The organism is Lactobacillus gallinarum (genome assembly GCF_002160635.1).
GTDB classification, from domain to species: domain Bacteria; phylum Bacillota; class Bacilli; order Lactobacillales; family Lactobacillaceae; genus Lactobacillus; species Lactobacillus gallinarum.
Genome location: NZ_NFKZ01000016.1, coordinates 1 through 21,703, shown reverse-complemented (window position 1 = coordinate 21,703; position 21,703 = coordinate 1). Strand labels below are relative to the sequence as shown.

Sequence of the window (21,703 nt, the reverse complement as noted above, 5' to 3'; positions counted from 1 at the left end):
GCGTTATGGATCAAGCAGTAGATAATAAAAATCAAACTAAGGACAATCGAATTAAGATTTTGATGCGTTTGCTTAAATTAGTAAACAGTACAAGTCCATGGATGCTCATCATTTCCATGATTACCATCGTTTTAGCAGCGGCAAGTAATGTTATCGGTTCATTATTTATTGAACGATTAATCAATGATTACATTATTCCGCTAACTAAGGAAAAGGTGCCAAATTATGGTCCACTTGCAACTGCTATTGCGGTAATGTTTGGTATTTATGCCATTGGATTTTTGTCTAACTATTTGTTCAACATGTTAATGGGTGTGTTAGCTCAAAAGGTACAATTCCGTGTTCGTAACGAAATGTTCACCCACATGGAAAGCTTGCCAATTTCATACTTTGATCAAAATGAATTTGGCGATATCATGAGTCGTTATACTAACGATATCGATACCTTGATGCAGATGATTTCACAGTCCATTCCACAATTTACTAACTCAGCTTTAAGTTTGATCTTCGTTGTGGTAGCGATGTTCTCACTTAGCTGGCAACTTACTGTATTTTCATTCATTATCTTTGCCATGTCATTTGGTATCGTGCGTTTCTTGACTTTAAGATCAAGTCACTACTTCCAAGTTCAACAGAAGAAGTTGGGACAAATCAATGGTTATAACGAAGAAATGCTTAATGGGTTAAAGGTTATTAAGGTCTTCAGTCATGAACCAGAATCTAAAACAGGTTTTGATAAGTATAACGAAGAATTGCGTCAAGCTTCAGGTAAGGCCAACACCTATGCCACTATCCTTTTCCCAATCATGGGTAACATGGGCAACTTGCTCTATGTTTTAATTGCCTTTGTTGGTGGTGCTGTGGCTATTAACGGCTGGGCTCCATTATCTCTTGGTGCTATTGGTTCATTCTTGCAATTATCAAAGCAGTTTAGTATGCCAATTGCCCAGATTTCACAACAGTTGAACTCAATTGTGATGGCTTTAGCTGGTGCCGAAAGAATCTTTAATTTGGAAGATCAAGCTTCTGAAACTGACAATGGTGATGTTACAATTTCACGAGGTGCTGAAGTCGGCAGTATGTGGAATTGGAATGTTCCTGAAAAAGATGGTTCTGTTAAGAAAGTACCGGTTCGCGGACACATCATTTTTGATCATGTTAATTTTAGCTATGTTCCAGAACACCAAATTTTGCATGATATTTCAATCAATGCCAAGCCAGGGATGAAAGTTGCCTTGGTTGGTGAAACTGGTGCTGGGAAGACTACCATTTCAAATATGTTGAACCGATTCTATGATATTGATTCAGGTAAAATTACGTATGATGGTATCCCGATTAAACAGATCAAGAAGGATGATTTGCGTAGATCACTTTCAATTGTTTTGCAGGAAACACACTTGTTTACTGGCACTATCATGGATAACATCCGCTTTAGTAATCCTGAAGCTAGTGATGATGATGTTTACCAAGCAGCTAAATTGTCACATGCCGATGAATTTATTCACGATCTTGATCATGGCTATGATACTGTGATTGATGGAGACGGTGGAGATTTATCACAAGGGCAAATGCAGCTGCTCAGTATTGCGAGAGCGATGATTGCTGACGAACCTGTAATGATCTTGGATGAAGCAACCTCAAGTATTGATACTAAGACCGAAAAGATGGTTCAAGCAGGTATGGACAACTTGCTTGCTGGACGAACTAGTTTTGTTATCGCCCACCGTTTGTCAACTATCGTAAACTCTGATTTGATCTTGGTACTTGATCATGGTCATATCATTGAATCTGGTAACCACGAAGAGCTATTGAAGCGAAAGGGTTACTACTACGAGCTTTACACTGGTAAAAAAGAAATTGAATAGAAGTAAAATAGAGCACAAGTTGCTCTATTTTTTGTATTTTTCTAAAAAATAGCTTTACCTTTCAGCCTTTTATTGAAAAATAGTAAAATATAGACCATAGGGTCTGCTACACTAGTAGATAAAGATACAGACTATAATCAATTAGCAAAATAAAGAGAGGGGTTTTCTTTATGAAAATCTTAGTTGTTGATGATGACAAGGAAATCGTAGAATTATTAAGCATCTATCTGAAAAATGAAGGTTATGAACCAATTGCGGCATACAGCGGCAAAGAAGCAATTACTAAATTAACCACGACTCCAGATATCGCTTTGATGATACTGGATATAATGATGCCAAATATGTCAGGAATTGAAGTGATTAAGGAAGTCAGAAAAGATTCAGATATTCCAATTATTATTGTTTCAGCTAAGACTGGCGACATGGACAAGATTCAAGGGTTAATCACCGGTGCCGACGATTATGTATCTAAGCCATTCAACCCACTTGAAGTAATGGCTAGGGTTCGTTCACTTATTCGTCGTAGTCAAAAACAAGTTAAAGATGATGAACCAGATGTTTTGGAGGTAGGTCCATTAGTTATTAACCGTGATTCACACGAAGTTAAAACTATTGATGGCAAAGCAATTCAATTAACTGCTCTTGAATTTGGTATTTTATATCTTTTAGCTAGTCATCCTAACCGAGTATTTTCAGCAGATGAAATCTTTGAACGCGTATGGCAACAAGAATCTATTGTTTCAGCTAAAACTGTTATGGTTCACGTTTCACACTTGCGTGATAAGATTCAAAAAGCTACCGGCGGTGAAGATGTCATTCAAACTGTTTGGGGCGTAGGATATAAAGTCGAGGCGTAGTTAATGAAAAAAGAACGCGTCAAGCTTACTGGCGCTGAAAAAAGTGAGTTGTTTGCAGAAGGAGTGGTAACCATCGTCCTTCTGCTTTTGTTAAATTTATCAATTATTATTCTGATTCACCTGGCTATTTTGCAAGATGAGAGCTTAGTTAATGGCATTTATTTTTTGAAAAAAACAATGACATTTGCTGGTGGGTATCATCTTTGGTCTTGGCAGAATACGTTTATTATTTTGATGGGGATAGGCGATATTGTCGTTTTATATTGGCGACTGATTAGACGCTATCATCAAATGCAGCTACGCCACGTAATTTCAGAATTGCATTATATTGCAAGTGGACACTTTGATCATCGAATCAACTTTCGAGTTCGTCCAGATTTGCAACGTGTGGTTGATTCTATTAATTCTTTAGTTGATAGTACGGTTAATTCAATTAATGAGGAACGTGCAATTGAACAGTCAAAAGATGAATTGATTACCAACGTTTCGCATGATATCAGAACGCCGTTAACTTCAATTATTGGTTATTTGGGATTGTTGAAAAGTGGGGTTGCCTCACCAGAAGATCAGCAAAAATACGTTAACATTGCGTATACTAAGGCTGAGCAGATGAAGTCTCTTGCTAATGATTTATTTGAATATACTACCCTTAAATCTACTAAGTTGAATTTGAGCAATTTACATATTTATTCAATGTTAGAGCAAGTTGCTGCGGGATTTGAACTAGAAGCTGAGAAAAAGGGCATAGAAATTAAAATTGAAGCTCGGCCCAAAAATTTAACCATTAAGGCTGATGCAGAAAAATTAGTGCGAGTTTATAATAATTTGATTTCTAATGCCTTTAAATACGGTATTGGCGCTACGCAGATTAAATTAGTGGCTAATCTAGTAAATAAACGTGAAGTTGAATTACGTGTAGAAAATAATGGTGAACCTATTCCGAAGAAATCGTTGAAAAAGATATTTGATCGTTTTTACCGCGTGGAGACATCGCGCAATACAAAAACTGGTGGTACAGGATTGGGACTTTCTATCACCAAGGGTGTGGTTGATTTGCATCACGGAACTATTAGATGCGAATCGGATAAGAATTGGACAAGTTTTATTATTCGTTTACCACTTAATCCTAAGAAGGCAAACAGCAAGGGCTAGCTGTGTTATAATTTTGAATGAAATGTTTTAATACAACGAGGAGAAAAAATGAGTATTTCTTTAAATACCTGTATTTTAATTTTAAAAGAGCATCATTTACTTAAGTCAAGTGCAGTACAAGATACTGTAGCAACCAAGATGGAATACGTGTCATATGATTCACGTGATATCCAAACTAACACTTTATTCTTCTGTAAAGGTGCAGGCTTTAGACCAACATATTTATCAATGGCTAAAGATAATGGAGCAATCTGCTACGTAGCTGAACAACCTTATCCAGAAGGTAAAGGGATGCATGCATTGATCGTACGTGACGTATCAAAGGCAATGGCATTACTTTCAGCAGCATTCTTCCGTTTTCCACAAGATGATTTGTATGTAGTAGCATTTACTGGAACTAAGGGTAAGACTACTTCTGCATACTTTTTAAAGGGAATGCTCGACCAAGCTAATGGCGGCAAGACCGCTTTGATTTCATCAGTTAATGACGTTGTTGGACCAAAGCCAGAAGATAGTTTTAAGTCTAGTTTGACTACCCCAGAAAGTTTGGACTTGTTCCGTGACATGCGTACTGCTGTTGATAACGGAATGACTCACTTGGTAATGGAAGTTTCAAGTCAAGCATACAAGAAGAATCGTGTCTTTGGTTTAACTTATGATTTAGGTTTCTTCTTGAATATTAGTCCAGACCATATTGGACCAAATGAACACCCTAATTTTGCAGATTACTTACACTGCAAGTTGCAATTATTGGTAAATTCACGCAAGTGTATTATCAATGCAGAAACTGCTCACTTCAATGAGGTTTACGCTGCAGCAACCACTACTACTAATCCTGATAGCATTTACTTATTTGCTAGAGAAGATTTTGAAAATCCGGATTTAAAGGTACCAATTGACTTCAGATTTGCTTCTCAAGAATTAGATATGAAGGAAACTCGCTTCAAGTTATTCTGCTCTAGTGATAAGGCACGTAAATTGCCAATCAACGGTGACTATACTTTGAAGATGCTTGGTGACTTTAATGAATCAAACGGTACTGCTGCGATTATCGGTGCTGGTCTTGCAGGCCTTAACCATGATCAATGTGCTAAGGGTATTCGTGATGTAACTATTCCAGGTCGTATGCAAACTGAAAGAACTAAGAGCCACGGAATGGTTGTAGTTGACTATGCACACAATAAAGCTTCGATGATGGCTTTAATGAACTTCATGCAAAGTGAATTTAATAATCCTAAGATTATTGTGGTCGTTGGTGCACCTGGTGATAAAGGGGTATCTCGTCGTCCAGGCTTTAGTGAAAGTTTAAGTGCATATGCAGATAAAGCATTTTTGACTACTGATGATCCAGGATTCGAAGACCCTAAGAGTATTGCCGAAGAAATAGATTCAGGTATCGATCACTCTAAATGCGACGTTACAATTGAATTAGACCGTAAGAAAGCTATTCATGACGCGATTGCTATGGCTGGTCCAGATGATGTAGTCTTAATCTGCGGCAAGGGTGCAGATGCATTCCAAAAGATTCGCGGCGTAAATACTCCATATCCATCAGATATCGTAGTTGCTCAAGAAGTGATCAATGAATTAGAAGGTCAAAAAGAGCATTTTAGAAAGTAGAAGATAAGATGAAACATTTCTTTAGTATTATTGGTGGGATGGGAACCATTGCCACTGAAAGTTATGTTCGTTTAATTAACCATCGAGTAAAAATTGCGCGAGACCAAGATTATTTAAACTATATTTTGGTTAATGATGCTCAAGTTCCTGATAGAACTGCTTATATTAAGGATCATTCTAAGCCTAACTTCTTTTATGATTTAAAAGATGATGTAGAAGGCCAGGATAAGCTGGGAACAGACTTTTTGGTAATGCCATGCAACACTGCGCATTATTTCTATGATGATTTGGCAGCACTTACTGATAAGCCATTCTTGCATATGATGCGGATTGCAGTGCACAATTTTGTTGATAATTATCCTGATGAAAAGAAAATTGGCTTAATTGCTACAGAAGGGTCAATTTATGATCATTTATATGCCGATGAAATTCAAAAAGTTGGCAGGACGGTAGAATTAGGTGATCCTGAGATTCAGCCGATGGTCAATGAATTGATTTATTCTGATATTAAAGAAAAAGGCATTGTTGATCATGACTTGTATCACAAGATTTTGAAAACAATGCATGATAAGTATGGCTGCAACGTTATTTTGCTTGGTTGTACTGAATTATCTTTAGCTCAAGAAAAGGCACCAGATCATCCTTATAACGTGATTGATCCGCAATCAATTATTGCTGACGTGTCAATTGAGGTTGCGCTTAAGATTCGTCACGGGATGGATCCTGAAGAAGCATGTAAGAAATATATGTATAAGTAAAAAATACCGAATCAGTGCGAAGCTGGTTCGGTATTTTGTTGGACTATAATTTACAATATTATAATATAGTAAATCGTAATATTGTAAATAGGTTATATGAGAGAATGAATGATTTAATAGATGTTTGGAACATAATAGTAAAAGAAGATTATCATGTCCCCTGGGGAATGGCTGCGCTTTATGAAGGCATAATTGCGACGATTTTTTGCCAGGTTTTTCGTTGATTAGAGAATTAATTTTGAAGGTTCATTTTGATTTTTTAGGACTATAATAAGAGCAAATGAAAAATCAAAGAAGGTCTCAAAATGTATCAAGAAGATGAAAACGACTTGAAGATTTGGCTTTTAAATAATATTACTGATTTGTTAGTAAACGAAAATACTAAACCAGAAGAACGCAAAGTTTTGCTTAATGCTAAGCATCAACTCGAAACTGGCGAATCAGCTAACTATGTTTGCAACTTAATTCGTGTTGGTCTTGATCCTTTAAGCTGGCAAAGCAAGTTATCTAAGGGTGTGACTGAATTTCACTATGAGATTGCTAATGGTGTTCGCCCTGTCTCTCATCAAGCAGGAGCACTTGGTGGTGCAGCCTTAGGCTTGGCCTTTTCGGGCATTGGTAGAAGATAAAACAGAAATTAAATATAAGAAAATAGCTATTAACCTAAAATGGTTTGATAGCTATTTTTTTGCACCTCAATATAAAATTATATATTTACAGCCAATAATTATCGTAATACAATAAAAATGATGAGAGGTAGATAACTCTATAGGGAGGAATGAATTATGAAAAAGTTTATCCTGAATCTAATAACGGTAATTAGCTGGATTATTGAAATATTTATGTGGTTTTCAATTGCTGTATGTACACTCATGGCAGGATCTTTTGTATTCTTATTAGTTAAAATGCCAGATGTAATCAGAGAAATTGCTAAAGAACCTGGTTTACGCCAGTATAGTAGCCAATTTTGGCATATACTACCATCTTTTATGATTATTGGTTTGATAGCTGTTATTTTCTTTAATCTTGGCATTCATAATGTGCGGCACTTGATCAAGAATATCAAGCAAGAAGTTTACTTTGATCAGGCTAACCTGCATGAATTGAAGCAATTGTTAATTAGATCAATTGTTTATACAGTGTTGTCAATTATTTCCTGGGCAATTATCTTGCCAATGGACAGCACACCATTTTATCCTAATGCATATATTGCTGATCTGGTATTTATTGCGATTGTCTATGTTGTCTACTTGATCTTTAAGCATGGCTTAGCCTTACGTGATGACACTAACAAGATTATTTAGGAAGGGAGAATATAAATGAAAAATAAAGTTTTTAAATTACTTAACATCGTATCCTGGATTGGCGAAATATACTTTGTTTTGATGGCGATCTTCTATTTGATCTTTTTAGTTGCTGCAGTCATAACGCCCGGAACGCAAGGCTGGATTCGCCAGATGATGATTACTCCATTTTTTAAAGTAAGCAATGGTCCTTCAGCATGGATGGTGATTGCTGTGGCATTAATTGCCGATATTGTGATGATTGTAATTGTTCATTATTTACAAAAAATGATTGTAAATTTAAATCAAGAGAAGTATTTTGAACAAGATAACCTGCAATTATTGCAGCGGTTGCTGGCGACTGTAGGTATTTATACTATACTAAATTGGGTCAATGTCTTGTTGATTTGCGTGACTGGTGAATTTGCTAAAGCAGACCAGCTTTCTAGTGAATGGGTAGCAAGTAGCTGGAATGCCTTAATCTTTTTAGCAATTATCTATATTATTTATCTAGTATTTAAATCTGGTTTAAAACTGCAACAAGAATCAGATACTTTTATTTAATGGGGATGAAAACAGATGATTGAAGTAACTGTTGACTTTATGCTGTTAAAAAGAAAGATGAAGTCAAAAGATTTAGCTAAAGAAATTGGGATTACACCGGCGAACTTGTCTATTTTGAAAACAGGTAAGGCACATGGTGTTCGTTTTGATACACTTAGCAAAATTTGTAAGGCATTAGATTGCCAACCTGGTGATTTGCTTAAGTATGTGCCAGATGATGAAGATAAAGGTGAAGATGATGAAAAATAAAAATGAATTTTCAGCTTTAAAATTATTTATCTCAATGCTAATTGCTTGGGCAATAGTATTTGTCGGAGCCTGGGCTGGTAAGGGTTTTAGTGCAGACTTTTTTGCAATGCCACGTTTTGTCGTAGTACTAGTTACTTCTGTTGCCGGTGCAATTGTAATTGGACCGGCGATTTATGGCTTTTTGTATATTGGCAGGAAGCATGATAAGTAAAATCCATTAGTGAAATTTTGAATTGGATATTGACAAATTAGGCAATAGATATTAGTGTATTAGTTAAGTGATACAGATGCGGAAGGACGTGTAGACATGGTCATTATGATAGTTGCAAACATAGTTTTAGTTTATTTAGCCATTTGTTTTTTAGTCAGTATGGCTAGAACAATTGGAGCAAAGCGTGAAGAATGGCATGTCTACAATGGACAAGGCATGAGTTTTGGAGAGGCTTTTGTAAGATATTTCATTGAAGATATCACGCTGGGCCAGATAACGATTTAGGAGGTGTACGTATAATGATGTACTTACTATATATTTTGATTGGTTTATTGATTGTTCTAGGTGTTAATTTAGCAATTACCGCATTTTGGGCAGTGCATGATATGTACGTACACCGAGATCGAGAAGACCAAGATTTCACTACTTTTAAAAAATATTTTGTTAAAAATAATAATATTCCAACTAAAATGTCAGATATTTTCAATTAACGAAGCCGCCGCAAGGCGGTTTTTTTGTTGGAAAAAGTTTCGGATTCCCAGTTTTAAGTTAATCGAGCGCACTATTATGCTAAAATTGAAAGCGAATACAAAAAAGCTTGAATAGGGGAATTTTATGACTAATAAATTAATTAACTTTACTAAAGATGGACAAAAAATTATTTTAAATTATCAAGATAAACCTTTAGAGTTAACAGTCTTAACTCCAGAGATTATTCGTGTGTTTCAAGATCGCGGCAACGCCAGCAATTCTTACGCCATTGAAGGCGATAAGGAAATTAAGACTGACTTTGATGTTGAAGATAAAGGCGATCATGCTGAAATAACAACTGAAAAGTTAACTGTTAAGGCATACGATGACGAAAAGATTGATGTTTATGATGAAAAAGGCGATCCGTTAATTATTGATTATCGCGGCAGTAGAACGCCAATCGATCGTCAGATGGACAAAGAGCACTTGAAGCTAGCTGAATCAGAAGGCCATGATGTTAAGAAATTGCTGGGCATGCATGATGAAAACTATTATGAAATTATCAAGACTTTAGCCAGCGATGAACAATTTTATGGCCTGGGTGATAAAACAGGTTTCTTAAACAAGCGTCATTATGCTTATGACAACTGGAATACTGATAATCCTGATCCGCAAGTAGAAAGTTTCACTCGACTTTATAAGTCAATTCCAATTTTACTTGGTATTAAAAATGGTCATCCTTACGGTATCTTTTTTGACAATACTTACCGCAACCACATTGATCTAGGTAAAGAAAGCAACAATTATTATTACTACTCAGCAGTTGATGGCAATATTGATTACTACATTATTGGCGGTGATTCACTTAAGGAAGTTATCACTAACTATACTTATCTGACCGGCCGTGTACCAATGCCTCAAAGGTGGACATTAGGTTATCAACAATCACGTTGGGGCTATAGTGTCAGCCAAAAACAAGTAGAAAAGATCGCTGAAAATTTGCGCAAATATGATTTGCCATGCGATGTTTTACACCTTGATATCGACTACATGGATGGATATCGTGTCTTCACTTGGAGAAAAGATACCTATGAAGCTCCAGAAGATTTTGTTAAAAAGATGCGTAAGCTCGGCTTCAGAATTATTACGATCATCGACCCGGGTGTAAAGAAGGATGACGACTACAAGATCTACCAAGAGGGTCTTGAAAAGGGCTACTTCGTTAAGGCTCCAGATGGCACTGTTTATGTAAACCAAGTTTGGCCTGGCGATTCAGTCTTCCCAGACTTTGGCCGCAAAGAAGTACGTAAGTGGTGGGCTAAGAACTGCAAGTACTTAGTTGACCTTGGCGTTTCAGGTATCTGGGACGATATGAATGAACCTGCATCCTTCAAGGGTGAAATTCCACAAGATATCGTCTTCCATAATGAAGAAGAAGCTTCAACTCATAAGAAGATGCACAATGTCTATGGTCATAACATGGCTAAGGCGACTTATGAAGGTTTGAAGAAATTCAGTGGAAAACGTCCATTTGTCATTACGCGTGCAGCATATGCAGGAACGCAAAAGTTTTCCACAGTTTGGACTGGTGACAACCAAAGTTTATGGACACATGTCCAAATGATGATTCCACAATTATGTAACTTAGGTATGAGTGGATTCAGCTTTGCCGGTACTGATATCGGTGGCTTTGGTGCTGACACAACACCTGAATTGTTGACTCGTTGGATCGAAGGCGCATTGTTTAGTCCACTTTACAGAAACCACGCGGCTCTAGGCACTCGCTCACAAGAACCATGGGTATTTGGCGAACCAACTTTGTCAATTTACCGTAAATACTTGAAGCTTCGTTACCGTTTCATTCCATATCTTTACGATGAATTCTATCGTGAAACTAAGACAGGTTTGCCAATTATGCGTCCACTTGTCCTTAATTATGAAAATGATCCACAGGTGTATAACTTGAATGATGAATATATGGTAGGCGAGGACATTTTGGCAGCCCCAGTTGTTCAAGAAGGTCAAACTAGCCGTGCAGTCTACTTGCCAGAAGGTGAATGGATTGATTTCTGGAATGGCGTTGAATATAGCGGCAAGAATACGATCCTGGTTGACGCTCCAATTGATAAATTGCCATTGTTTATTAAGAAGAATACGATTTTGCCATGGGGCAATGAAGTTAGCCACATTTCTGATGAGCCAGATAAGACCATGACCTTCAGAGTCTTTGGCGACAAAGGTAAGTACACTCATTACCAAGATAACGGTCTGGACTTCAATTACCAAAATGGCGAATACAACTGGTACGATGTGGAAGTTGCTGACGGTCATGTGGAAATTAAGTTGGCACATCATGGTTATGCACATGAATATCAACAGATTATAGTTAAGTTAGCTGATCGCGAAGTTGTCTTCTTTGATTATTGCGACGGTGAATACGTAGAAAAATAAAAATAAGTTTGTAGCCATCGATTAAATTTGGTGGCTATTTTTTGTGGGTGAAAAAATATTAAAGTTGAATATTATAAGACTTCAACTAGTGTATTTCATGAACTAGTTAGAGCTTTTTTGATACCAAATCGGTCCTTCTTTACATGTGAAGCTGTCGTTTTAATATGATTTTATAAAGGGGGGATGAACCAAACACCGTTAACGCGCATAACTGGTAAAATTTTGGGCATTTTTGGTGAAATTATTACCCAGGTGTTAATTTATGCGTTAGGTTTAGCAGGTTGTTATTATGCTGCACCGTATATTGGTGGGGTTAGCTACAGTTTCAACAAGTTCAAACCGATGATCGACCAAGTCGTAGGCAACCTTTTGTCCTGGAGCCTACTGTTCACGGTACTAGCTTTAGTATTATTCATCATCTTCGCCGCATTTTGTGGTGCTTTGACTACTAAGAGCGAGAATGCAAATAAGGCAGTTTCACCTTTGACGACTGTCGGTATTGTTGGCTTCTTGATCGCAATCAACTTGCAATCAGCAGGTGATCCGATCTGGGCTAAGATTTTGTCATATGTTCCATTCTTATCATCATTCATTATGCCAATGAGAGTGCTGAAAGGAAATGCGACTGGCTTTGAAGCAGGAATTTCAGCTGTGGCTGCTTTGTTAGCAATAGTAATTTCCTTTATGTGGATCAGACGTATCTATCCGAAGTTGATTTTACAAACTGATGATTTAGGTCCATGGCAAAACTTTAAGCGTGGATTGCTCAATTAGAATATTTATTTAGCCAGCAAGAAATAATCTTGCTGGTTTTTCTTCGTCATTTTTGTTTATTCTTCGTCAAATAGGGTAAAATGACTAAGAATAATTATCAGTGACTACGAAAACAGATCATGTAAATACACATGATCTGTTTTTTGCGTAAAAAATGCATAAAAATGAATTTTAATGAAGAATAATTAATGAAAATGATTATTTTTGAAGAAATGTGATTGATTTTGGAGAAAAAAGCGGATACAATAATGATCGAGGTGAAAAAGAAATGCTGACACAGGAACGCCAAAGCTTAATTGAAAACTACGTTAATCAGCACGAAGTATGCCGCGTTAGCGAGTTATGCGACTTAACTGATACATCCGAATCAACTATCCGTCGCGATCTTATTCAGATGGAGAAGAACGGAATGCTTAAGCGTGTGCATGGCGGTGCTCAATCAGTAAAAAATTTTTCTCGTGATGTTTCCCAAAACGTCCGCTTTAATTTGAATCATGACGTTAAAATTGCGATTGCTAAGTATGCAGCTCGCAACTTTGTTCAACCCGGTGATAATGTCTTTATCGATGCGGGAACGACCACATATGAGTTAGTCCCATTTTTGGCCGATGTTCCCAAGGTGAAGATCATTACCAATGGTGTTGAAACGGCGTTATGTAGCTTGAATCACGGCATTAAGACCATCTTAATTGGTGGCGAGGTCAAAGATGACACTCATGCGGTGATTGGTCAAACTGCACTCGCTCAAATTAGAGAGATGAACTTTTCAGTTAGTTTTGTTGGAGCTAACGGAATCGAAAAAAATGGCAATCTTACAACGCCAGATCCCGAAGAAGCTGCAATTAAGGCTGCCGAAATTAAACAAGCTAGACATGCCTATGTTTTAGCTGATTCATCCAAGATTGGTGAACGCAACTTTGCGGTTTTCGCCAATACCAAGGACGTTTACGTGGTAACAGATCAACTTAAATCCAGTCAAAAAGCGGCATTACCTGCCGATATCAACCTAGAGGAGGCAAAATAATGATCTATACAGTAACTGTTAACCCAGCGCTTGACTATGTTCTTCAATTAGAAAAAGTTAACCGCGGGGAAGTTAACAGAACTAATAATGATGCATTTTTAGCAGGTGGGAAAGGAATTAACGTTTCTCAAATTCTTAACCAATTAAGTGTTGATAACACTGCTTGGGGCTTTGTTGGTGGTTTCACTGGCAAGGAATTGGTTCGCCAATTAAACCAAAAGAGAATTGAAAGTGACTTCGTTACTATTTCAGACAACACTCGTGTGAACGTTAAGATTCATGCAGAAAAGGAAACTGAAATTAACGCAGCTGGTCCTAACATTACTAACCAAGAAATCGTTGCTTTCAAGGATCGTTTGAACGACTTGAAAAAGGGTGACATTGTTGTCATGAGTGGTTCACTTACTCCAAGCTTACCAACTGATTTTTATCAATCACTTCTTCCAACTATTAAGGAAGCTGGTGCAGAATTCGTAGTTGATACTACTGGTCAAGCTCTTCTTGATACTTTGGAATACAAGCCATTAGTAATCAAGCCTAACCACCACGAATTGGCTGACCTCTTTGGCGTAACCTTTGATTCTAGCGACGTGATGCTTGAATACGCACAAAAGTTGCTTGATATGGGTGCACAAAATGTCATGGTTTCAATGGCTGGCGAAGGTGGTTTCCTTTTGACTAAGGATCACGTATACCACGCTAAGGGTGCCGTTGGTACTGCTGTCAACTCAGTTGGTGCCGGTGACTCAATGATCGCTGGTTTTGTTGGTACTTACTACAAGACTCAAGATCCTAAGGAAGGCTTTAGAATTGGTATGGCTTGTGGTGCTGCTACTGCATTTACCAAGGATATCGCTGTGAAGAGTCAAATCGACGCAGTATTGCCACAGATTAAGGTTGAACAAATTTCTTAATTTAAAGGGGAAAGATATATGAGAATTAAGGACATATTAAGTCCTGAGTCCATGATTATGGAACTCAAGGCTAAAAACAAAGAAGATGCCATTAAAGAAATGACTGACCTTGAAGTTGCAACCGATATCGTTAACGACGAAGATGCATTTATCAAGTCCATCTGGGACCGTGAAAATGAATCTACTACCGGTATTGGTGGCGGAATTGCGATGCCTCACGCACGTAACAAGTCAATTAACAAGGCTCGTGTGTTGTTCGCTAAGAGTAAAGAAGGTATTGACTACAACTCACTTGATGGTCAACCAGTTCACTTATTCTTCATGATTACTGCACCAGCTGGTGCTGACAATACTCACCTTCAAGCTTTAGCTAAGCTTTCTGGTTTATTAATTGATCCAGAATTGGTTGAAAAACTTAAGGCTGCTAAGACTCCAGAAGAAGTTATCGATCTTTTCGAAAAGGCTGAAACTAAGAAGGACGAAGAAGACAAGAAGGCTGCCGAAGCTAAAAAGGCTAAGGAAGCTGCTAAAGCTCAAGGTAGTTCAGATGATAACAAGCCTTTGATCGTTGGTGTTACTGCATGTATCAACGGTATTGCCCATACTTACATGGCTCAAGAAGCCTTGATCAAGGAAGGTAAGAAGCGCGGTATCGAAGTTAGAATCGAAACTAACGGTTCAGAAGGTGTTAAGGATAAGTTAACCCCTGATGAAATTAAGCGTGCTAAAGGTGTTATTATTGCATCTGATAAGAAAGTTGATATGCCACGTTTTGACGGTAAGCACTTAGTTAACCGTCCAGTTGTTGATGGTATCAACAAGCCAGGTGAATTGATTGATGACATTATGGATGACAAGGCAGATGTTTACCACGCAAGTGCATCTGACAAGTCAGAAGAATCATCAAGCACTGAAAAGCCAGGCTTATGGGCAGGTATTTACAAGAACTTAATGAACGGTATCAGCCACATGCTTCCATTCGTTATTGGTGGTGGTATCTTGATGGCTATCTCCTTCATCGTAGAAAACTACGGTGGTGGTGCTAAGTCTCCTGCATTTATCTTCTTGAACAACGCTGGTAACTTGGCCTTTGCCTTCATGGTTCCAGTTCTTGCTGCTTACATTGCTGAATCAATCGGTGACTTGCCAGCTCTTATGCCAGGTTTCGTTGGTGGTTACATGGCTGCGATCGTTAACGGTCAATTCCAAGTTAACGTTCAATCACACGCAACTTCACCAGCTGGATTCTTAGGTGGTATTGCTGCCGGTTTCATCGCTGGTTACTTAATGATTGGTTTGAAGAAGCTATTTGCTAAATTACCTCACTCAGTTGAAGGTATGAAGCCAATGCTGTTCTACCCAATCTTAGGTTTGCTGTTAATCGCAGCTATTATGTTCTACATCATCAACCCAATCTTCAGTGGTATTAACTTTGCTATTACCCACTTCTTGAATGGTATGGGTACTGGTAACTTGGTACTTCTTACTACTATCTTGGCTGGTATGATGTCAATCGATATGGGTGGTCCTTTCAACAAGGCTGCTTACGTATTTGCTTCAGGTGCTTTTGCTAACGACCCACACTCAACTACTGCTGCTATCTTAATGGCTGCTGTTATGGTTGGTGGTATGGTTCCACCATTTGCTACTGCTATCGGTACTACTTTCTTCAAGAATAGATATACTTTGGAAGAACGTCGTGCAGGTGTTTCAAACTGGGTATTAGGATTCTCATTCATTACTGAAGGTGCTATTCCATTTGCTGCAGCTGACCCAGGTCACGTAATTCCTTCATGTATCATCGGTTCAGCCGTTGGTGGTGCCTTAGTTGGTTTATGGCACGTTGGTGTTCCAGCTCCTCACGGTGGTCTTTGGGTATCACCACTTGCTGGTAACATTGGTGGACCAAGTCACATTTTGTTCTACTTCTTGGCAACTATTATCGGTTCTATCGTAGCCGGTTTGATCATGAGTTTCTGGAAGAAGAACGTTAAGGACGATCCTGACGAATAAAAATATGTACTGGAGTAAAATAATTTAAGTTATTAATCAAAAATGCTCCATTATGTAAAAAAAGTATTATAATATAAACATCTTGATGATCTCTACTTGAGTCAAGATACTCTGTTATGTTTTGCGCTACCTTCGGGTAGCGTTTTTTTGTGAGAAAAATTAAGGGATATATTAAGCTAAAACTAGTAAGTAGGTGAAAAAGTTGAACGATCAAATTATCCGGATCACCAGGGCTCTCAATCATCCAATTCGTATTCAGATTCTTTATTATTTAAATGATCATCAAAAAAGTAGTGTAAATAATTTGGTTAAGCAATTCGATGTGAGTCAACCAGCTATTTCACGTCATCTTAGAATTTTAGAAGAAGCTAAGTTGGTTAAAAGTGAACGGGTTAAGCAGGAAAAGTACTATAGTTTAGCTGATAATCATATTATTAAAATCTTGGATGTTTTACGTCAGCACGTCAAAGAATAGTTTGACAAGCATATAAAAATATGTTTATATAATGATGTAATTCTAGAACAAAAGCATTTAAATAAAATTCAGCAAATTTTATATTTTAAACATTTCTTATAATTTATAAGTTTTTATTGATAGCATCAGGTCTAAGAGGCACTGGTGCTATTTGTATACGCTTAAAAATATTGACACGATTATCAAACTAGCTTATTCTAACTTTAAGTCAGAAAAGAATTGCTGAATTTTCTGATTTAAATGCTTTTTTTGTATGGAGGAAATTATATTGAGAAAAATAAAATCTAGAATTACTAAGTCACTTTTTATCATGGGATTAATGGGCATGATTATGCTCTTAGCTTCCGCATGCTCAAATAAAAAAGGTGCAAAAACTAACTCTGACAAGGTTTCAATTGTGACTACAACTAATGTTTATGCAGATATTGCTAAGAATGTTGTAGGTAATTACGGCAGTGTTCAAGCCATTATTAAAAACAGTGCAACTGACCCACACGATTTTGAACCAACAACTGCAGATGCCAAGGAATTGACTAAGGCTAACATTATCGTAACTAATGGCTTGGGTTATGACACTTGGATGAACAAGTTAGCTAGTTCAGTAAGCAAGAAACCAGTCTTGGTGGGTGAAGACTTAATGGGACTCAAGAAGGGCGACAACCCTCATATCTGGTATGATTTAGATATGCCAACCAAGTATGTTAACTACTTAGTTAAGCGTCTGTCTAAGTTAGACAAAAAACATGCAGCTTACTTTAAGGAAAATGGTGACAAGTACTTAGCTAAAGTCGCTAAGATCAAGCAAATTGCCAAGTCAACTGATAAGAAGAACAATAAGCCTGTTTTCGTTAGTGAACCTGTTTTTGATTACGGTTTAGAAGAAGCTGGCTACAAGATTGGCGACAAGGAATTTAAAGAAGCAATTGAAAATGGTACTGATCCAAGTCCTAAGACCATCAATAAGATGACTAATGAAATTAAGGATAAGAAGATCGCATTCTTTGTTAATAACACTCAAGCAAGTAGTTCAACTGTTAAGACTTTTGTTAAGCTTGCTAAGGAAAACGGTGTGCCAATACTTAACGTTCGCGAAACAATTCCAAATCATATGACTTACTTGGATTGGATGAGAGAAAATTACCAAAATTTAGCTAATATTAGCAAAAAATAGATAGAATTTAGCAAGTAAAGGGGATGCTAAATTGATTTTAGATGTGAATGATCTTTCAATGAGATTTGATACAAAGACCGTTTTTCAGGATATTAACTTTCATCTTGAAAAAGGATCAATGACTGCTCTCTTGGGACCAAACGGAACGGGAAAGACAACATTAATTAAGATTTTGATGGGGATGCTTACGCCAACTGATGGTAGCTATAATTTCTCATCAGATGTTAAATTAGGCTATGTGCCACAATTTAGAAATATTGATTCAGAATATCCACTTTCAATTCGTGCATTTATAGGTTTAAATGCACCACTTTTTAAAACAAAAAAGGTGAAGGATCAAATTGATCATCAATTGATCGAAACTCACTTAGATTCGATTAAGGATACTCGAATGGGTGAAGCTTCAGGAGGTCAAAAACAGCGTGCATATTTAGCTCAGGCGCTGCTGGATAGTCCTAATATGATTATCTTGGATGAAGCAACAGCGAGTCTTGATCCGGCGGCTAAGGAAGAATTAATGGGGCTAATCAAGCACCTTAATCAAGAACACAAAATTACGGTTTTGTTTGTTACTCATGATATTCCGTTAGCTAAAAAATATATGACTGATTACTTGTACCTTAACAAGGGTTCAATCAGACAAGGAAAGATGAGTGAGTTTAAGGAGGATTTCGAATAATGTTTCAATATGAATTTATGCGTTATGCCTTCTTAGCAAGTACATTTATTGCGATTACCTGTGGGGTCGTCGGAGTTTATGTTGTAGCACGCAGCTATGCCTTTTTAGCTCATACTTTGTCAGAAATTGGCTTTGCGGGGGCAGCCTTTGCCGTGTTTATCGGTATTGCGCCGTTATGGGGGATGCTGCTCTTCACGTTATTAGGTTCGATTGGCGTTGGTGAATTGTCTTTGCATAGTGATCAAAAGGAATCTTCAATTAGTGCGATTTCTGCACTGTTTATTGGATTGGGTGTCTTGTTCCTAGCTATTTCAGGGTCTAACAGCCGTTATGCGACGAATATTTTGTTCGGTAGTATTATCGGCGTAGACAAGCAAGGCGTAATCCAATTGGTTGTTTTATCAGTTATCGTTTTGCTGATGATTTTGCTGGTTCAAAGGAACTTGAACTTTGATTCATTTGACCATATAGGTGCGATTGCGCACGGTGTGCATACTGGCTTAGTAGGAATTGTTTTCTTAATTTCTTTAGCTATGTCAGTTGCTATCGGTGCACAAATTGTTGGTTCATTGTTAGTATTTATTTTGCTAACATTGCCATCTTCAACGGCCCGTTATATTGGTCGAACAATTCCAGCGATGATTGCATGGTCGGTTTTCTTTGCCTTAATTGGTGTTTGGGCAGGTCTATACTTAGGTTTTATCACTAATTGGCCTGTCACATTCTTTATTGCTACAATCGAAGTAGTAATTTATCTGGTTGCTTATGGCCTCCATGTAGTTAAACATCGTTAATAGAAATAAAGCAGGTTGAGAAATTCAACCTGTTTTTTATTTGAAAAAGAAAAAGAACTACTCCATTCCGAGGAGTAGTTCTCAAATGATGTGAGAAATTTTACTTTCCATTAATTGTTATATAGTTTGTTGAGCAAAGTTGCAAGCAAAAATTTTAGAATTTGTAATAATTAATAAAATTTGAGTATTTGGTTTTAACTTTTGACTTATTTAATGATTAAATATACTACAAGATATTTTGCGATAAAGGATGGGTTAGATGTGGATTAAGTTTGCGATTGCGTTGTTGCCAATCATTTGGTTGATTATTTCACTTGGTGTGATGCGCATGCCAGCTGCACGAGCTTGTGTAATTGGATTGGTATTAACAATTGTGCTTGCAATTTTTAGCTTTAAATTACCTGTTTTAGATACCATGACGGGAGCCTTAGAAGGGATCATCATGGGTATTTGGCCAATCATATTCGTGATCGTGATGGCGTTATTCGCATACAATGTGACTACTGAGTCGGGCGGAATGAAAACCATTCAGAATATGCTGGCCACAATTTCAACTGATAAGCGTATTATCGTGCTAATTATCGCTTGGGGCTTTGGCGGATTTCTTGAATCAATTGCCGGTTTTGGTACAGCAGTAGCAATCGCGGCAGGTATTTTGATTGCTTTTGGGTTAGATCCAATTAGAGCATCAGTAATTAGTTTGATTGCCAACACAACAGCAACAGCTTTTGGTGCAATTGGTTTGCCGATTTTAACATTAGCTGAAGTAACTAATTTGAAGCAAGAAAATTTATCTTTCATTGTAACTTTGCAATTATTTGTATTGGTAGTGTTAGTACCACTTATCCTGGTAATTTTGACAGAAGGCAGTATTAAAGCTGTAAAAGGCGTTGGCTTAATTACCTTGATGTCAGGACTAGGAATGGCTATTCCCCAGGTAATAGCTGCTAAATTTGTCGGTGCAGAATTACCTGCAATTGTAGGTTCTCTTTGCTCAATCGCTATTACGGTTTTGTTTACTAGATGGCATGAAGATGAGGAAGAATCTGATGTGGAGCGTCCAAGTACAAATGAAATGCTTAAGGCATGTTCACCATTTATCTTAGTCTTCATCTTCGTCATTTTTGCATCATCATTGGTGCCAGCAGTTAATAATTTACTTAATAAGGTGACAACTAATTTGGTTGTTTATACGGGGAAAAATCCGAATACCTTGTCAATTAGCTGGTTGTCGTCTCCAGGTACGTTGCTTTTTGTCGCTACTTTAATCGGTGGGGCAATTCAGGGCGTTAGTTTTAAGAAAATGATGCAAATTTTAGGACAAGTAATTAAGAGCGTCTGGAAGACAACAATTACGGTTTGTGCAATTGTAGGATTAGCCAAAGTAATGGTCTATGCAGGAATGACCGATGCATTAGCAGTGGCCTTAGTTAGCTTATTAGGGCCAGCTTATCCATTATTTGCACCACTTATTGGGGCATTAGGAACATTCTTAACTGGTTCTGCCACTTCAGCTAACGTGCTCTTTGGTAACTTGCAACTGTCAGCAGCAGCGGACCTAGGTGTAAGCAAGTACTGGGTTGTGGCATCGAACATGACGGGTGCAACGGCAGGGATGCTGTCCCCACAGAATATTGCGGTAGCAACCGGTGCGATCAACCGTGAAGGTGACGAAGGTGAAATCTTGAAGGAGACTGTCAAGTGGGGCAGTTTGTACTTGGTAGTCTGCTGTGTGTTCTTGTACATTACGGGATTACTGACAGGTATGATTTAAAGTTAGAAAAATAAAAAATGAAGGATCTGCTATGATGCAAATTCTTTGAGACTGTAAAATAGTTTGTGTAAGGATGAATGATTCCTTAAATTTATTTCTTTAAACATTAGAAAAAGGAGTTCCTTTCTCGTATGATTGGTTTGAACAAAAAACACATACAGAAAGAAGAACTCCTTCATGAATGATTTTACCAAAGATTTTGCTCAAGCTCTATTCAATCCAGACAAAATAAATGATTTATTGCGCAAAGAGCTACAACAGGCTGTTAATAACTTGCTAGAAGCTGAATTGACTGCCTTTCTGGGCTATGATCCCTATGCCAGAAATGGCTGGAATACTGGCAACTCTAGAAATGGTGCTTATTTCCGCAAAGTTGATACGCAATTTGGCCCAATTGAAGTGCAAGTGCCTCGGGATCGCAACGGTCAATTTCATCAGCACACGCTGCCTGACTACAAGCAGCACTCGGATATCTTGGAAAGCATGATTATCAAGCTTTATTCCAAGGGCGTGACCACCAGGGAAATAGCCGATCTAATTGAAAAAATGTATGGCAGCCATTACAGTCCAGCTCAAGTATCAAATATTTCCAAGCAGATGATTC

The 21,703-nt window shown here is 37.6% G+C and carries 23 protein-coding genes; all 23 read left to right on the top strand.

What is annotated here, in order from left to right; genetic code table 11:
• The first annotated feature begins 5 nt into the window (after window positions 1-5).
• A complete protein-coding gene (locus B5E95_RS06525) occupies window positions 6-1,865 on the top strand; it encodes an ABC transporter ATP-binding protein (protein ID WP_087176251.1) in 1,860 nt (619 codons plus the stop codon).
• A 170-nt stretch (window positions 1,866-2,035) separates the two neighbouring features.
• Window positions 2,036-2,722, top strand: a complete 687-nt coding sequence (croR, locus tag B5E95_RS06520) for a response regulator transcription factor CroR (protein ID WP_087235898.1) — start codon at window positions 2,036-2,038, stop codon at window positions 2,720-2,722.
• A 3-nt stretch (window positions 2,723-2,725) separates the two neighbouring features.
• Complete coding sequence (locus tag B5E95_RS06515; RefSeq protein WP_087235897.1) at window positions 2,726-3,874, top strand: sensor histidine kinase; 1,149 nt, start codon at window positions 2,726-2,728, stop codon at window positions 3,872-3,874.
• 48 nt (window positions 3,875-3,922) lie between these two features.
• Window positions 3,923-5,494 (top strand): UDP-N-acetylmuramoyl-L-alanyl-D-glutamate--2,6-diaminopimelate ligase, encoded by a 1,572-nt coding sequence (locus B5E95_RS06510; protein ID WP_087176214.1) that lies wholly within the window; start codon window positions 3,923-3,925, stop codon window positions 5,492-5,494.
• Between the two features lie 8 nt (window positions 5,495-5,502).
• Entirely contained in the window at window positions 5,503-6,252 is a 750-nt protein-coding gene (locus B5E95_RS06505) for an aspartate/glutamate racemase family protein (protein ID WP_087235894.1), read from the top strand.
• Between the two features lie 305 nt (window positions 6,253-6,557).
• Complete coding sequence (locus tag B5E95_RS06500) at window positions 6,558-6,881, top strand: bacteriocin immunity family protein (protein WP_025005897.1); 324 nt, start codon at window positions 6,558-6,560, stop codon at window positions 6,879-6,881.
• 156 nt (window positions 6,882-7,037) lie between these two features.
• A complete protein-coding gene (locus B5E95_RS06495) occupies window positions 7,038-7,556 on the top strand; it encodes a DUF2975 domain-containing protein (RefSeq protein WP_087235892.1) in 519 nt (172 codons plus the stop codon).
• A gap of 15 nt (window positions 7,557-7,571) precedes the next feature.
• Complete coding sequence (locus B5E95_RS10780; RefSeq protein ID WP_025005895.1) at window positions 7,572-8,099, top strand: DUF2975 domain-containing protein; 528 nt, start codon at window positions 7,572-7,574, stop codon at window positions 8,097-8,099.
• Between the two features lie 15 nt (window positions 8,100-8,114).
• A complete protein-coding gene (locus B5E95_RS06485) occupies window positions 8,115-8,348 on the top strand; it encodes a helix-turn-helix domain-containing protein (RefSeq protein ID WP_025005894.1) in 234 nt (77 codons plus the stop codon).
• Window positions 8,338-8,559 carry a hypothetical protein gene (locus B5E95_RS06480; protein ID WP_025005893.1) on the top strand — a complete coding sequence of 74 codons (222 nt, stop codon included), beginning with the start codon at window positions 8,338-8,340 and terminating at the stop codon, window positions 8,557-8,559. The genes B5E95_RS06485 and B5E95_RS06480 overlap by 11 nt, the downstream gene beginning before the upstream one ends.
• A gap of 96 nt (window positions 8,560-8,655) precedes the next feature.
• Entirely contained in the window at window positions 8,656-8,844 is a 189-nt protein-coding gene (locus B5E95_RS06475) for a hypothetical protein (protein WP_025005892.1), read from the top strand.
• Between the two features lie 14 nt (window positions 8,845-8,858).
• Window positions 8,859-9,050, top strand: coding sequence for a hypothetical protein (locus B5E95_RS06470; RefSeq protein WP_025005891.1), 192 nt, complete (start codon window positions 8,859-8,861; stop codon window positions 9,048-9,050).
• Window positions 9,051-9,174: 124 nt separating this feature from the next.
• On the top strand, window positions 9,175-11,481 hold the full coding sequence (locus tag B5E95_RS06465; RefSeq protein WP_087235890.1) for a glycoside hydrolase family 31 protein: 2,307 nt from the start codon (window positions 9,175-9,177) through the stop codon (window positions 11,479-11,481).
• Between the two features lie 207 nt (window positions 11,482-11,688).
• Window positions 11,689-12,255 carry an ABC transporter permease gene (locus B5E95_RS06460; RefSeq protein WP_476737671.1) on the top strand — a complete coding sequence of 189 codons (567 nt, stop codon included), beginning with the start codon at window positions 11,689-11,691 and terminating at the stop codon, window positions 12,253-12,255.
• A gap of 268 nt (window positions 12,256-12,523) precedes the next feature.
• Window positions 12,524-13,279 (top strand): DeoR/GlpR family DNA-binding transcription regulator, encoded by a 756-nt coding sequence (locus B5E95_RS06455; protein ID WP_025005882.1) that lies wholly within the window; start codon window positions 12,524-12,526, stop codon window positions 13,277-13,279.
• On the top strand, window positions 13,279-14,193 hold the full coding sequence (gene pfkB / locus B5E95_RS06450; protein ID WP_087235888.1) for a 1-phosphofructokinase: 915 nt from the start codon (window positions 13,279-13,281) through the stop codon (window positions 14,191-14,193). Before B5E95_RS06455 ends, pfkB begins: the two co-directional genes overlap by 1 nt.
• Before the next feature lie 18 nt (window positions 14,194-14,211).
• Window positions 14,212-16,206 (top strand): PTS fructose transporter subunit IIABC, encoded by a 1,995-nt coding sequence (locus B5E95_RS06445; RefSeq protein ID WP_087235886.1) that lies wholly within the window; start codon window positions 14,212-14,214, stop codon window positions 16,204-16,206.
• A gap of 202 nt (window positions 16,207-16,408) precedes the next feature.
• Window positions 16,409-16,681, top strand: coding sequence for an ArsR/SmtB family transcription factor (locus tag B5E95_RS06440; protein ID WP_003630183.1), 273 nt, complete (start codon window positions 16,409-16,411; stop codon window positions 16,679-16,681).
• Between the two features lie 253 nt (window positions 16,682-16,934).
• Complete coding sequence (locus tag B5E95_RS06435) at window positions 16,935-17,852, top strand: metal ABC transporter solute-binding protein, Zn/Mn family (RefSeq protein WP_087235884.1); 918 nt, start codon at window positions 16,935-16,937, stop codon at window positions 17,850-17,852.
• 31 nt (window positions 17,853-17,883) lie between these two features.
• The gene (locus tag B5E95_RS06430; protein WP_025005879.1) at window positions 17,884-18,531 is read left to right on the top strand and encodes a metal ABC transporter ATP-binding protein; all 648 of its coding nucleotides are present in this window, start codon (window positions 17,884-17,886) and stop codon (window positions 18,529-18,531) included.
• Window positions 18,531-19,325, top strand: coding sequence for a metal ABC transporter permease (locus tag B5E95_RS06425; RefSeq protein WP_025005878.1), 795 nt, complete (start codon window positions 18,531-18,533; stop codon window positions 19,323-19,325). The genes B5E95_RS06430 and B5E95_RS06425 overlap by 1 nt, the downstream gene beginning before the upstream one ends.
• 259 nt (window positions 19,326-19,584) lie before the next feature.
• Window positions 19,585-21,099, top strand: coding sequence for an L-lactate permease (locus B5E95_RS06420; protein ID WP_087235882.1), 1,515 nt, complete (start codon window positions 19,585-19,587; stop codon window positions 21,097-21,099).
• A 177-nt stretch (window positions 21,100-21,276) separates the two neighbouring features.
• On the top strand, window positions 21,277-21,703 hold a 427-nt coding region (locus B5E95_RS06415), incomplete at its 3' end, for a transposase (protein WP_206391360.1).

What these genes read in the sequence shown, in the direction of transcription:
- B5E95_RS06475 (WP_025005892.1), top strand. Translation starts at nt 8,656, where the DNA reads ATGGTCATTATGATAGTTGCAAACATAGTTTTAGTTTATTTAGCCATT.
- B5E95_RS06500 (WP_025005897.1), top strand. Translation starts at nt 6,558, where the DNA reads ATGTATCAAGAAGATGAAAACGACTTGAAGATTTGGCTTTTAAATAAT.
- B5E95_RS06480 (WP_025005893.1), top strand. Translation starts at nt 8,338, where the DNA reads ATGAAAAATAAAAATGAATTTTCAGCTTTAAAATTATTTATCTCAATG.
- B5E95_RS06525 (WP_087176251.1), top strand. Translation starts at nt 6, where the DNA reads ATGGATCAAGCAGTAGATAATAAAAATCAAACTAAGGACAATCGAATT.
- B5E95_RS06515 (WP_087235897.1), top strand. Translation starts at nt 2,726, where the DNA reads ATGAAAAAAGAACGCGTCAAGCTTACTGGCGCTGAAAAAAGTGAGTTG.
- croR (WP_087235898.1), top strand. Translation starts at nt 2,036, where the DNA reads ATGAAAATCTTAGTTGTTGATGATGACAAGGAAATCGTAGAATTATTA.
- B5E95_RS06435 (WP_087235884.1), top strand. Translation starts at nt 16,935, where the DNA reads ATGGAGGAAATTATATTGAGAAAAATAAAATCTAGAATTACTAAGTCA.
- B5E95_RS06420 (WP_087235882.1), top strand. Translation starts at nt 19,585, where the DNA reads ATGTGGATTAAGTTTGCGATTGCGTTGTTGCCAATCATTTGGTTGATT.
- B5E95_RS10780 (WP_025005895.1), top strand. Translation starts at nt 7,572, where the DNA reads ATGAAAAATAAAGTTTTTAAATTACTTAACATCGTATCCTGGATTGGC.
- B5E95_RS06495 (WP_087235892.1), top strand. Translation starts at nt 7,038, where the DNA reads ATGAAAAAGTTTATCCTGAATCTAATAACGGTAATTAGCTGGATTATT.
- B5E95_RS06445 (WP_087235886.1), top strand. Translation starts at nt 14,212, where the DNA reads ATGAGAATTAAGGACATATTAAGTCCTGAGTCCATGATTATGGAACTC.
- B5E95_RS06455 (WP_025005882.1), top strand. Translation starts at nt 12,524, where the DNA reads ATGCTGACACAGGAACGCCAAAGCTTAATTGAAAACTACGTTAATCAG.
- B5E95_RS06485 (WP_025005894.1), top strand. Translation starts at nt 8,115, where the DNA reads ATGATTGAAGTAACTGTTGACTTTATGCTGTTAAAAAGAAAGATGAAG.
- B5E95_RS06470 (WP_025005891.1), top strand. Translation starts at nt 8,859, where the DNA reads ATGATGTACTTACTATATATTTTGATTGGTTTATTGATTGTTCTAGGT.
- B5E95_RS06505 (WP_087235894.1), top strand. Translation starts at nt 5,503, where the DNA reads ATGAAACATTTCTTTAGTATTATTGGTGGGATGGGAACCATTGCCACT.
- B5E95_RS06465 (WP_087235890.1), top strand. Translation starts at nt 9,175, where the DNA reads ATGACTAATAAATTAATTAACTTTACTAAAGATGGACAAAAAATTATT.
- B5E95_RS06425 (WP_025005878.1), top strand. Translation starts at nt 18,531, where the DNA reads ATGTTTCAATATGAATTTATGCGTTATGCCTTCTTAGCAAGTACATTT.
- pfkB (WP_087235888.1), top strand. Translation starts at nt 13,279, where the DNA reads ATGATCTATACAGTAACTGTTAACCCAGCGCTTGACTATGTTCTTCAA.
- B5E95_RS06510 (WP_087176214.1), top strand. Translation starts at nt 3,923, where the DNA reads ATGAGTATTTCTTTAAATACCTGTATTTTAATTTTAAAAGAGCATCAT.